Source organism: Gilliamella sp. LMG 34361 (assembly GCF_984569075.1).
This window is the reverse complement of sequence record NZ_OZ474903.1, coordinates 1,844,815-1,856,158: the sequence shown is the minus strand read 5'-3', so window position 1 is coordinate 1,856,158 and position 11,344 is coordinate 1,844,815. Positions and strand designations below refer to the sequence as shown.

The 11,344-nt window shown below is 32.6% G+C and carries 15 protein-coding genes; 5 read left to right on the top strand and 10 right to left on the bottom strand.

Going from position 1 to position 11,344, the window contains the following annotated elements; all coding sequences use genetic code 11:
- Window positions 1–39: 39 nt before the first annotated feature.
- Both AC5LXI_RS08905 and AC5LXI_RS08900 read right to left on the bottom strand, forming a co-directional pair.
- Entirely contained in the window at window positions 40–1,089 is a 1,050-nt protein-coding gene (locus AC5LXI_RS08905) for a YdgH/BhsA/McbA-like domain containing protein (protein WP_493442008.1), read from the bottom strand.
- Between the two features lie 47 nt (window positions 1,090–1,136).
- Window positions 1,137–1,850 carry a helix-turn-helix domain-containing protein gene (locus AC5LXI_RS08900; RefSeq protein ID WP_493442007.1) on the bottom strand — a complete coding sequence of 238 codons (714 nt, stop codon included), beginning with the start codon at window positions 1,848–1,850 and terminating at the stop codon, window positions 1,137–1,139.
- Window positions 1,851–3,256: 1,406 nt separating this feature from the next.
- On the opposite strand from AC5LXI_RS08900, the gene AC5LXI_RS08895 reads away from it, so the two are divergent.
- Entirely contained in the window at window positions 3,257–3,505 is a 249-nt protein-coding gene (locus tag AC5LXI_RS08895; protein WP_493442006.1) for a hypothetical protein, read from the top strand.
- Here the strand turns inward: AC5LXI_RS08895 and AC5LXI_RS08890 are convergent.
- Window positions 3,494–3,682 (bottom strand): hypothetical protein, encoded by a 189-nt coding sequence (locus AC5LXI_RS08890; protein WP_493442005.1) that lies wholly within the window; start codon window positions 3,680–3,682, stop codon window positions 3,494–3,496. The genes AC5LXI_RS08895 and AC5LXI_RS08890 overlap by 12 nt on opposite strands.
- Window positions 3,683–3,699: 17 nt before the next feature.
- Here AC5LXI_RS08890 and AC5LXI_RS08885 point away from each other — a divergent pair, with 17 nt between their 5' ends.
- The 3 genes from AC5LXI_RS08885 to AC5LXI_RS08875 all read left to right on the top strand — a co-directional run bounded on the left by AC5LXI_RS08885 (window position 3,700) and on the right by AC5LXI_RS08875 (window position 4,664).
- Window positions 3,700–4,038, top strand: a complete 339-nt coding sequence (locus tag AC5LXI_RS08885; protein ID WP_493442004.1) for a GPW/gp25 family protein — start codon at window positions 3,700–3,702, stop codon at window positions 4,036–4,038.
- Window positions 4,035–4,334, top strand: coding sequence for a hypothetical protein (locus tag AC5LXI_RS08880; RefSeq protein WP_493442000.1), 300 nt, complete (start codon window positions 4,035–4,037; stop codon window positions 4,332–4,334). The genes AC5LXI_RS08885 and AC5LXI_RS08880 overlap by 4 nt, the downstream gene beginning before the upstream one ends.
- A 120-nt stretch (window positions 4,335–4,454) precedes the next feature.
- Window positions 4,455–4,664, top strand: coding sequence for a hypothetical protein (locus tag AC5LXI_RS08875; RefSeq protein ID WP_493442001.1), 210 nt, complete (start codon window positions 4,455–4,457; stop codon window positions 4,662–4,664).
- A 431-nt stretch (window positions 4,665–5,095) separates the two neighbouring features.
- On the opposite strand, the gene AC5LXI_RS08870 is transcribed toward AC5LXI_RS08875, so the two are convergent.
- Window positions 5,096–6,901, bottom strand: coding sequence for a protelomerase family protein (locus AC5LXI_RS08870; RefSeq protein ID WP_493442003.1), 1,806 nt, complete (start codon window positions 6,899–6,901; stop codon window positions 5,096–5,098).
- A 354-nt stretch (window positions 6,902–7,255) separates the two neighbouring features.
- Here AC5LXI_RS08870 and AC5LXI_RS08865 point away from each other — a divergent pair, with 354 nt between their 5' ends.
- Window positions 7,256–9,061: a protelomerase family protein gene (locus AC5LXI_RS08865; protein WP_493442002.1), complete on the top strand. Its 1,806-nt coding sequence runs from the start codon at window positions 7,256–7,258 to the stop codon at window positions 9,059–9,061.
- A 431-nt stretch (window positions 9,062–9,492) separates the two neighbouring features.
- On the opposite strand, the gene AC5LXI_RS08860 is transcribed toward AC5LXI_RS08865, so the two are convergent.
- The 6 genes from AC5LXI_RS08860 to AC5LXI_RS08835 form a co-directional block, all read right to left on the bottom strand.
- Window positions 9,493–9,702, bottom strand: a complete 210-nt coding sequence (locus AC5LXI_RS08860) for a hypothetical protein (RefSeq protein WP_493442001.1) — start codon at window positions 9,700–9,702, stop codon at window positions 9,493–9,495.
- Window positions 9,703–9,822: 120 nt separating this feature from the next.
- Window positions 9,823–10,122 carry a hypothetical protein gene (locus AC5LXI_RS08855; RefSeq protein ID WP_493442000.1) on the bottom strand — a complete coding sequence of 100 codons (300 nt, stop codon included), beginning with the start codon at window positions 10,120–10,122 and terminating at the stop codon, window positions 9,823–9,825.
- Window positions 10,123–10,269: 147 nt separating this feature from the next.
- Entirely contained in the window at window positions 10,270–10,461 is a 192-nt protein-coding gene (locus AC5LXI_RS08850) for a GPW/gp25 family protein (RefSeq protein WP_493441999.1), read from the bottom strand.
- Window positions 10,454–10,579, bottom strand: a complete 126-nt coding sequence (locus AC5LXI_RS08845; RefSeq protein WP_493441998.1) for a hypothetical protein — start codon at window positions 10,577–10,579, stop codon at window positions 10,454–10,456. Before AC5LXI_RS08845 ends, AC5LXI_RS08850 begins: the two co-directional genes overlap by 8 nt.
- A gap of 156 nt (window positions 10,580–10,735) precedes the next feature.
- Window positions 10,736–10,903: a hypothetical protein gene (locus tag AC5LXI_RS08840; RefSeq protein ID WP_493441997.1), complete on the bottom strand. Its 168-nt coding sequence runs from the start codon at window positions 10,901–10,903 to the stop codon at window positions 10,736–10,738.
- A 73-nt stretch (window positions 10,904–10,976) separates the two neighbouring features.
- Window positions 10,977–11,216, bottom strand: coding sequence for a hypothetical protein (locus AC5LXI_RS08835; protein ID WP_493441996.1), 240 nt, complete (start codon window positions 11,214–11,216; stop codon window positions 10,977–10,979).
- Window positions 11,217–11,344 lie beyond the last annotated feature (128 nt).

Here is an 11,344-nt window from a genome sequence, read left to right as displayed (position 1 = left end):
TGAGAATAAAAAGAAGGGCGCTTAGGCGCCCATTTTTGATTATCGATAAAGATCAACAAATACCGTAATATTTGGGCCTTTAGTATCATGTGCTACACGAGCAATATGATAATATTTTGCGCCAGCTTCAATCGCACGTTTACCTGCTTGATAAGAAATTTCTTGATCAGTGACATAATAGCCTCTGAATTTTAATGTATCAAACGCAACCATTTTAGCTGCTGTAGCATCATTGAGTTCTTGTATTTTTCTACCGTCAGGTAATGTTACGGTGTAACGAGTTACTCTTTGAGGTTCTGTAGCAACAGTACTTGTTGTTTCAGTATTTGATGATGTTGCAACTTTACCTGCAGTAGTAGTCGTGGAAGTTGTAGCCGTTTTATCTATAACTTTATTATTAAACTTATCGGCATAATATTTTTCATTAAATGCTGAAGGAGAATAATAACCCGGTTTCTCAACCTGCATTGCCGCATCGCCACCTTTAGCTAAAGCTAATTGACCCGCTTCAGAATCATAAGGTATAGCATCTTCAGGTTGTAATTTTCGTTCTGGTGCATCTTTTTTGAATAAATAAGCTGCAATTTGTAAATTACTACCTATTTCTGAACGTGAATCAATATAGAACCCATAAGCCCCTTTAGCTGAAGCTTCTTTAGCAATTGCTTGATTGATGTCATAATCGGTTGGGAAGTAACCACGAATACGAACAATATTAAATGGTTCTAAACGAATAGCTTTTGATTTTGGATACTCATAAACCCCTTCAAACTTACGTAAACTTTCGGCTTGTTCTACAGCTTTAGGTGCATCTGATTTATACAATTTAGCATAAACAATTCGTAAAGTATCATTAGATGGACTAATATTGGTAGTAGTAATATAGAAAGAAGCCGCACCTTCATTATCAGCAGCTTTAGACATAGCCATAAGGTAATCGCTATCGGTATAAAAAGCACCACGAATTGTGATACTTTTGAAAGATTGCATGCTGTTTGCTTGTTCTTCAGTTAATTGCTGAGCAGCAAAAGAACAAAAGGGGATAAACGCAACAGTTGTAGCGATAATTGTTTTCTTTAAACTTGTCATAAAAAAAACCTTATAATAAATTTTTAGTTATTTTAGCACAAATAAATTTAATTTCCTAAATCTATTAAAGCTTCTAAATTATTAATATATATATATTTACCTTTAGCTACTAAAATATTTTGCTCTTGCAATTTTGACAAATTACGGCTGACGGTTTCAATTGTTAATCCTAAATAATTAGCTATTTCGGCTCGGCTCATTGCTAGTTTTATATTTAAGGAAGAATGCCCTCTTTGTTGATATCGAAGGTAAAGAGAATAAATAAAGGTGGCAAGACGTTCGTCGGATTTTTTTTGAGAATAACAAAGAACGAGTTTTTGATAATTATAAATATCAGCACTTAATAATTTAAAAACTAAATCTCTAACATCTTTATTAGTATCAATTAACGTCATTAATTCATCATAATAAAGTTCACATATTAATGTGTTACTCAATGCTTGGATATTATTATTATAAACTTTTGTTGAAATTGCATCTAAACCAACAATATCTCCAGGTAAATAAAAACCATTTATTTGTTCATTATTTTCAGGGGTAGTTACAAATGTTTTAAGTGCACCAGAGTGAACAATAAAGAATTTTTTAAAAGGTGTTTTTGCTTTAATTATTATTTCGTCTTTTGGATAAGATCTTTTGCGTTCTAAAACACTACCTAATGTATTGTTGAGTAACATCGGAATACAGAGTCCGCCGATACTGCATAATTGACATGGAACAGAATAACTATTGGAGCGTAATGTCTTGTAAATACTATGCATAATATCCTAAATAATAATGCTATTGATTTGAGGCGATAAGGTTACCATATTTTGCGATAAAACAAAAATTGACCATTTCTTTTTTCTTATAATAAAAAGAAAATATATTTTAAATTTTAAAATTACTATATTTAGTAACTATGCCAATATTATTTATCAAAAATCAATGTTGGACCTGCTGAATTTAATAAAACGTATTTAATGCATATCTAATGAAATGGCTGTACACGACAGTGCAAGGTGATACATGGCATGATATCTAACGTAGTGAAAAATTGATGCATATATTGATTGCTGCTAATCCTATACATGCTAATACACTCGTTTTTAAAGCTGGTATCTAGCTAGTTACACCCGAAATACCAAAGGTAAAAACGAATGCAATAAGGGCGCCATGGGATGATTGATTTAAAAGATATGTTAAATACTGCATTAAATTTTTTATCTAGTGACTCATGACGAACTGGATTAGTTTTAACATATAATGACAAAGATATTACTGCTGATATATCTAACTATATTGAGTCATTTTCATTTACTGAACGTGCGAGAAATGGTGAGTCAGATGATTTAAATATTACCGTCGAAAATACGACGAGGATTTGGTTAAATGAATGGTTTCCAGAGCGAGGAGCGACATTAACCGCACAAATTATCACGGAAAATTTGAATCAACCAAAACTAGTTAATAAAATGGCAGAACGTCACGGATTTGATGTTTTTTTTGATAGTGATTATGATCCAGTTATCGATAGATTTGACCAAAAAATGAATCTGACCACGAATTTTTAATCAAAATTGCCGAATACATTGGCGTCAATGTTCATCTATCTCACAATAAAATTATTGTCTATCAAGAGCGACTATATGATGCGCAAGAAGTTTAACTGATACTATACCAAAAAATGAAGACGAATTTATTAATCATTCGTTTCGCGTATCGAGCGCAGATATTTATGCTGCGTGTCAGGTAAAATTTTTGGGTAGCAAATCGGAGAAATTGGTTACATATCAATACACGCCAGACGGTAGGTCAGGCGTAATGGGTAAAAACGATTCGAAGAGTGGCGGCGGTATCAAAATTGACCCCAGGGTAGTTGGAGAAGTTAATCACTCATGGTTTGTATCTAGATGGCGGTGAGATTGTTTCAGTTATAAAGACAATACTGCCCGAGTTCAATTTTCAGATATAGATAATATGTGTCATATGATTTGCGAATTTTAGTTAACAACGCAAATAAATCTAACCTTCATTGGTTCACTGGATCAAGTTATGCATTGTGCATTCGAAGACTGCACTATTCTTGACTATGCAAATCAACTAGCACGTTAAAAGAGGACGTAAAAGGGCCCGTTGATGTAAAAAAAGACATCAACGGGCTTATGTTGAAGCTGCAAAAAATGCAATGATCAAATGTCTTAAAATTGATTTAATCTGTGATGTAACTATTATTGCAGGTGGCACAGTTGTTGCTGAAATTTCATCACAAAACATGAAAATCATGGGGAAAATATCATCAATTAGTGATATTAGTACTAGTGCAAATACAGCCAAAGGTGGGTGTCGGGGTCTAATATATGACGTTTCTAATTTAATAGTCTTGGCATTTGATTCGGCATCGGTTCATTTGGTAGTGTTATTTTTAATTTGTTGATTTATCCGTGACGTTAATTGAATACATTGATTCATTTCCAAATAATGCCAAAACTGTACAACGAGAAGATGAAGCTATGCGTGGTGAGACTGGAAAAGGAGACCCTGGGCGATTACCATAATCACCACCTGCATCAAAAGACCGAATAATGACGCCATCACATACACCAGATGGCATAGAATCAGAAGATAATGATGGATAGTTTTATTATTTCAAGCGAACAAAAAGCACTAGGTATTACTATTGGTTCAATAGAAGTTAATGAAATTATTCAAAACGACCGAATGATTCTATCAATAATTAAGGGTTCACTATATTTTGATCGCGATTTTGGTTTAAATCCTGATTTAATCGACATGCCGCAACTGCAGGCTGCATTTAAATATCGTGAGGAAATTACTAATGAGATAGAACGTTATAAGCCACGAGTAAACGTGCTAGAAATTAATTTTACAACAGATAAAAACGATTTAATGAATGGAACATTGTTACCGGTTGTGAAACTTGAGATTAAAAACGGAGTTTTATTATGACAGCATATGATGAATTAAATCGTTTAGATGATGTAAGTTTTACTGATATGGACGCACAATCGATAGAACGACGTATCATTGATAATTATCAAAATCATATATTTGATACTGATGGTTATGACTTAAAGCATCTAGCCAAAGACGATATAAAAAGCCCCAGCGGTAATTTATATAAATATAAATTAAATGGTATATCTGATTATATGATAGTAAACGCACTATCACAGAACGACGCTGACGAGAGGTTCAAAAAAGCACACCACCCCGTGGTCGATATTGTGATTGTTAGCTATTGACCTGCAGTAGATGTCACATCGAGAACATACGCATCATTACATCGAAAATTACTGCAGCAATATTTCAACGATTGTGGAATTGATTTAGAAACAGGTCAAGGCGAAGTGACGGCCGAATCAATGCAAATAGTAATGGATAATTTAGTTAGATCTGGCCGTATACAAATGTTTAATAATGTAAACCGATTTGGTGGATATGCTGGTACCAAAAACAAACCAAAACGCGCTGATACAGTTTTTAATGCTGTTTTGCAAGGCTTAGGTTATAAAGTTGATAAACGAAGATTAACGCGCTCTCAGGGGGCGAGGATATGTATGGTTTATAGATAATGACTCGTGGCGGTTTATATCAAATATAACTGAACAACGTAAAAAAGCAGGAAAAGAGACTCAAGCCAAACGATTGGAAATGATAAAAGAGAATCTACAAGAGCTCTCAGATATAAAATCGAAGATCATCAAGATCGCACTATGTGGAATGATTTAGTCATAACTGTAGACGGGTTACCAATCGATATAAATTGGGTGGGCTATAGACGTATTGCGTGACGACGAACGGGAGTGGTTTGTTAATGAACATCTACCAAATACAGGTGCTAACAAAAACGTTGATAGGTATTTATATAACTGAATATTTAGGATCAATAACACCAAGTGATCTGGGTATATTAAAAAACAGGATCAAATCTGTGTGATGATTGATTATATAAATAGATAATGTAATGGAATATGAATAAGTGGGGTCATGCCCCCACCAGTGATTATTTATGCTCTTTCCATGCTTTATTTATTGCATCACCCATGTTATTTGCGCTTCCAGTCCAAACACAAGCTTTACCTCGATATATGTACTGGACTAACCATGATTTATCTATGAGTTGTTGAGCTGTGAATTGTGGTTGTTCTTCGACGTCTTGAACCTCTTTTACATTTTGAACTATTTCAGTTTTGACCATATCTTTCTCATCAACAACAGGAATATTCGTTTTATCAGTAACTACGATCTCTATGTTATCATTTCTTTTTTTTAGCCGGCCACTATCAGGGTCTTTTTTTAATCCGAGAGCCTCGGCAGCATGATTTAGATATTTTGCGACAGTTGTCGGTTTTGTAGTCAACGCTTTTCTTATGCTATATGTTGTTATAGTTGCGTCAGAGTTTGCAGCAACTTGTTCTTTAACCCAGTTGTGAATTTTTACTGCAGAATCGAATCGTGCTAACCCAGGCATATCATTATCCAATCCCTTTAGAGCTATTAAACGCAGGTTTTCCTGCTCGGCTGGTACATATTCTGAATCAAAACTATCTAATTTAAATTGTTTGTAATGTAATTGTGTTTCATCATCATCATGTCCGAGAATTTCAGCAAAAAACACATCTTCATCAACATTAGACCATCGAGAATCTGATTTAAAATATTTCTCGTAAACTATTCGCGTATATAATGATCGAGTGTCCTTAAATACTCTGCGCTCATCATTAAAAAAATCTTTTGTGAACTGATTTAGATGTCGTGAAAAAACTGAATTTATGACTATTTTATCATTGCGAATTAATCGACCATCTACAACATTATCAGAAATCAATTCATTTATATTTTGTAATGCTGGTAATGAGCGTAACAGTTTTATTTTTTGTATAAATAAATTACTATCAATTAATGTATAGATTTCACGTTCGAAATTTTCATTTTCTGTTCGTTTTTTAACTTGGCCAGAAAACATCACTTTATATTTACCTGTTCTCTTGAATTGCCCTGTTAATATTATTTCTATCATTCGTCTACCAGAGACAGCAGCTAATGCAAATACTAGAGGTGATATTGTTTTACGTTGAACATCATTAAACGTAGTGTCGGAACGCGATAAAATACCATAGATTGCATTTAGATATTTTTGATAATTAATGGTCACAGTGTTTCGTTTTTTATTTTTCAGACTATTATCAGCTTTTATTTTTATGGTAGCTCGTTCATTCTGATCCATGGTTAGATGGTACATTATTTCGTGATTGACTTTAATTTTACTTAAATCATTTAATAAATCTTCACCAATTTTTACATCATCGATTAATGTTCCATTTTTTATTGATTTAGACCATTCTGGATATAATTTTATTAACGTAGTATTTTTTGAATTTGGTTTATATTTATCTATTAAAATCATTCCATTTTTAAACTTTTTTTGCAGTTCTAATAACTGTATTCTAATCTGAGATGGTTCCTCATCTAGCCATTTTTTAAATAGTTCAGCGTATTCATAATTGGCATATTTTTTTACTAATTTATTAAGTTCACTTGTAAAACTATGATGTATTTTGTTATCAAATAGTTTTCGTGTTCGAGATAAATAATTGCTATATGTTTTTAATGTAATGCGATTATTTAATCCTTTTCCTCTAAATTTTCTGCGGTCATTGAATAGAGCATTTTTAAATTTGGTTGCGAGAGCTTTGTATTTTGCCGTTTTCTGACCTTGTGGGATATCTGATTTTTCGAAGGAATCAACATCGTTAATTAATTGATTTATTAATTTATGTAAATGCAATTTTTGATTTTTTTTATTCATAAAAGTATACCTTATATGGGAACATATTTACATCATATCGATAATAAAACAACAAATCAATAAAAAGGGCACATATTTATAAAATGTTTTTATTTTAAAATTCACTTTAAGTATAAATATATTTCCTTAACTGTAATTAAACATGCCCATAAGGTAACATAAATAATAATAAAACGCGCGTTTTATTATTATTTATGTTACCTTATGGGCATGTTTAATTACAGTTAAGGAAATATATTTATACTTAAAGTGAATTTTAAAATAAAAACATTTTATAAATATGTGCCCTTTTTATTGATTTGTTGTTTTATTATCGATATGATGTAAATATGTTCCCATATAAGGTATACTTTTATGAATAAAAAAAATCAAAAATTGCATTTACATAAATTAATAAATCAATTAATTAACGATGTTGATTCCTTCGAAAAATCAGATATCCCACAAGGTCAGAAAACGGCAAAATACAAAGCTCTCGCAACCAAATTTAAAAATGCTCTATTCAATGACCGCAGAAAATTTAGAGGAAAAGGATTAAATAATCGCATTACATTAAAAACATATAGCAATTATTTATCTCGAACACGAAAACTATTTGATAACAAAATACATCATAGTTTTACAAGTGAACTTAATAAATTAGTAAAAAAATATGCCAATTATGAATACGCTGAACTATTTAAAAAATGGCTAGATGAGGAACCATCTCAGATTAGAATACAGTTATTAGAACTGCAAAAAAAGTTTAAAAATGGAATGATTTTAATAGATAAATATAAACCAAATTCAAAAAATACTACGTTAATAAAATTATATCCAGAATGGTCTAAATCAATAAAAAATGGAACATTAATCGATGATGTAAAAATTGGTGAAGATTTATTAAATGATTTAAGTAAAATTAAAGTCAATCACGAAATAATGTACCATCTAACCATGGATCAGAATGAACGAGCTACCATAAAAATAAAAGCTGATAATAGTCTGAAAAATAAAAAACGAAACACTGTGACCATTAATTATCAAAAATATCTAAATGCAATCTATGGTATTTTATCGCGTTCCGACACTACGTTTAATGATGTTCAACGTAAAACAATATCACCTCTAGTATTTGCATTAGCTGCTGTCTCTGGTAGACGAATGATAGAAATAATATTAACAGGGCAATTCAAGAGAACAGGTAAATATAAAGTGATGTTTTCTGGCCAAGTTAAAAAACGAACAGAAAATGAAAATTTCGAACGTGAAATCTATACATTAATTGATAGTAATTTATTTATACAAAAAATAAAACTGTTACGCTCATTACCAGCATTACAAAATATAAATGAATTGATTTCTGATAATGTTGTAGATGGTCGATTAATTCGCAATGATAAAATAGTCATAAATTCAGTTTTTTCACGACATCTAAATCAGTTCACAAAAGATTTTTTTAATGATGAGCGCAGAGTATTTAAGGACACTCGATCATTATATACGCGAATAGTTTACGAGAAATATTTTAAATCAGATTCTCGATGGTCTAATGTTGATGAAGATGTGTTTTTTGCTGAAATTCTCGGACATGATGATGATGAAACACAATTACATTACAAACAATTTAAATTAGATAGTTTTGATTCAGAATATGTACCAGCCGAGCAGGAAAACCTGCGTTTAATAGCTCTAAAGGGATTGGATAATGATATGCCTGGGTTAGCACGATTCGATTCTGCAGTAAAAATTCACAACTGGGTTAAAGAACAAGTTGCTGCAAACTCTGACGCAACTATAACAACATATAGCATAAGAAAAGCGTTGACTACAAAACCGACAACTGTCGCAAAATATCTAAATCATGCTGCCGAGGCTCTCGGATTAAAAAAAGACCCTGATAGTGACCGGCTAAAAAAAAGAAATGATAACATAGAGATCGTAGTTACTGATAAAACGAATATTCCTGTTGTTGATGAGAAAGATATGGTCAAAACTGAAATAGTTCAAAATGTAAAAGAGGTTCAAGACGTCGAAGAACAACCACAATTCACAGCTCAACAACTCATAGATAAATCATGGTTAGTCCAGTACATATATCGAGGTAAAGCTTGTGTTTGGACTGGAAGCGCAAATAACATGGGTGATGCAATAAATAAAGCATGGAAAGAGCATAAATAATCACTGGTGGGGGCATGACCCCACTTATTCATATTCCATTACATTATCTATTTATATAATCAATCATCACACAGATTTGATCCTGTTTTTTAATATACCCAGATCACTTGGTGTTATTGATCCTAAATATTCAGTTATATAAATACCTATCAACGTTTTTGTTAGCACCTGTATTTGGTAGATGTTCATTAACAAACCACTCCCGTTCGTCGTCACGCAATACGTCTATAGCCCACCCAATTTATATCGATTGGTAACCCGTCTACAGTTATGACTAAATCATTCCACATAGTGCGATCTTGATGATCTTCGATTTTATATCTGAGAGCTCTTGTAGATTCTCTTTTATCATTTCCAATCGTTTGGCTTGAGTCTCTTTTCCTGCTTTTTTACGTTGTTCAGTTATATTTGATATAAACCGCCACGAGTCATTATCTATAAACCATACATATCCTCGCCCCCTGAGAGCGCGTTAATCTTCGTTTATCAACTTTATAACCTAAGCCTTGCAAAACAGCATTAAAAACTGTATCAGCGCGTTTTGGTTTGTTTTTGGTACCAGCATATCCACCAAATCGGTTTACATTATTAAACATTTGTATACGGCCAGATCTAACTAAATTATCCATTACTATTTGCATTGATTCGGCCGTCACTTCGCCTTGACCTGTTTCTAAATCAATTCCACAATCGTTGAAATATTGCTGCAGTAATTTTCGATGTAATGATGCGTATGTTCTCGATGTGACATCTACTGCAGGTCAATAGCTAACAATCACAATATCGACCACGGGGTGGTGTGCTTTTTTGAACCTCTCGTCAGCGTCGTTCTGTGATAGTGCGTTTACTATCATATAATCAGATATACCATTTAATTTATATTTATATAAATTACCGCTGGGGCTTTTTATATCGTCTTTGGCTAGATGCTTTAAGTCATAACCATCAGTATCAAATATATGATTTTGATAATTATCAATGATACGTCGTTCTATCGATTGTGCGTCCATATCAGTAAAACTTACATCATCTAAACGATTTAATTCATCATATGCTGTCATAATAAAACTCCGTTTTTAATCTCAAGTTTCACAACCGGTAACAATGTTCCATTCATTAAATCGTTTTTATCTGTTGTGAAATTAATTTCTAGCACGTTTACTCGTGGCTTATAACGTTCTATCTCATTAGTAATTTCCTCACGATATTTAAATGCAGCCTGCATGCAGTTGCGGCATGTCGATTAAATCAGGATTTAAACCAAAATCGCGATCTAAATATAGTGAACCCTTAATTATTGATAGAATCATTCGAACGTTTTGAATAATTTCATTAACTCCTTTTGAACCAATAGTAATACCTGGTGCATTTTGTTCGCTTGAAATAATAAAACTATCCATCATTATCTTCTGATTCTATGCCATCTGGTGTATGTGATGGCGTCATTATTCGGTCTTTTGATGCAGGTGGTGATTTTGGTAATCGCCCAGGGTCTCCTTTTCCAGTCTCACCAAGCATAGCTTCATCTTCTCGTTGTGCAGTTTTGGCATTATTTGGAAATGAATCAATGTACTCAATTAACGTCTCGGATAAATCAACAAATTAAAAATAACACTACCAAATGAACCGATACAGAATCAAATGCCAAGACTATTAAATTGGAAACGTCATATATTAGACCCCAACACCCACCTTTGGCTGTATTTGCACTAGTACTAATATCACTAATTGATGATATTTTCCCATGATTTTCATGTTTTGTGATGAAATTTCAGCAACAACTGTGCCACCTGCAGTAATAGTTACATCACCGATTAAATCAATTTTAAGGCATTTGATCATTGCATTTTTTGCAGCTTCAACATAAGCCCGTTGATGTCTTTTTTTACATCAACGTACCCTTTTACGTCCTCTTTTAACGTGCTAGTTGATTTGCATAGTCAAGAATAGTGCAGTCTTCGAATGCCCAATGCATAACTTGATCCAGTGAACCAATGAAGGTTAGATTTTTTTCGTTATAAAATGAGACAATAATAAAACCGTTACTGTTTCCGGTTGGCATCATGATGAACAACGCATTACAACCAATATCTGAAAGATCTTGATATTTGTTTTTATTTGCGTTGTTAACTAAAATTCGCAAATCATATGACACATATTATCTATATCTGAAAATTGAACTCGGGCAGTATTGTCTTTATAACTGAAACAATCTCACCGCCATCTAGATACAAACCATGAGTGATTAACTTCTCCAACTACCCAGGGGTCAATTTTGATACC

What these genes read in the sequence shown, in the direction of transcription:
- AC5LXI_RS08880 (WP_493442000.1), top strand. Translation starts at nt 4,035, where the DNA reads ATGACAGCATATGATGAATTAAATCGTTTAGATGATGTAAGTTTTACT.
- AC5LXI_RS08905 (WP_493442008.1), bottom strand. Translation starts at nt 1,089, where the DNA reads ATGACAAGTTTAAAGAAAACAATTATCGCTACAACTGTTGCGTTTATC.
- AC5LXI_RS08875 (WP_493442001.1), top strand. Translation starts at nt 4,455, where the DNA reads ATGCAAATAGTAATGGATAATTTAGTTAGATCTGGCCGTATACAAATG.
- AC5LXI_RS08860 (WP_493442001.1), bottom strand. Translation starts at nt 9,702, where the DNA reads ATGCAAATAGTAATGGATAATTTAGTTAGATCTGGCCGTATACAAATG.
- AC5LXI_RS08840 (WP_493441997.1), bottom strand. Translation starts at nt 10,903, where the DNA reads ATGATCAAATGCCTTAAAATTGATTTAATCGGTGATGTAACTATTACT.
- AC5LXI_RS08870 (WP_493442003.1), bottom strand. Translation starts at nt 6,901, where the DNA reads ATGAATAAAAAAAATCAAAAATTGCATTTACATAAATTAATAAATCAA.
- AC5LXI_RS08865 (WP_493442002.1), top strand. Translation starts at nt 7,256, where the DNA reads ATGAATAAAAAAAATCAAAAATTGCATTTACATAAATTAATAAATCAA.
- AC5LXI_RS08855 (WP_493442000.1), bottom strand. Translation starts at nt 10,122, where the DNA reads ATGACAGCATATGATGAATTAAATCGTTTAGATGATGTAAGTTTTACT.
- AC5LXI_RS08850 (WP_493441999.1), bottom strand. Translation starts at nt 10,461, where the DNA reads ATGGATAGTTTTATTATTTCAAGCGAACAAAATGCACCAGGTATTACT.
- AC5LXI_RS08845 (WP_493441998.1), bottom strand. Translation starts at nt 10,579, where the DNA reads ATGCTTGGTGAGACTGGAAAAGGAGACCCTGGGCGATTACCAAAATCA.
- AC5LXI_RS08895 (WP_493442006.1), top strand. Translation starts at nt 3,257, where the DNA reads ATGATCAAATGTCTTAAAATTGATTTAATCTGTGATGTAACTATTATT.
- AC5LXI_RS08890 (WP_493442005.1), bottom strand. Translation starts at nt 3,682, where the DNA reads ATGCCATCTGGTGTATGTGATGGCGTCATTATTCGGTCTTTTGATGCA.
- AC5LXI_RS08885 (WP_493442004.1), top strand. Translation starts at nt 3,700, where the DNA reads ATGGATAGTTTTATTATTTCAAGCGAACAAAAAGCACTAGGTATTACT.
- AC5LXI_RS08900 (WP_493442007.1), bottom strand. Translation starts at nt 1,850, where the DNA reads ATGCATAGTATTTACAAGACATTACGCTCCAATAGTTATTCTGTTCCA.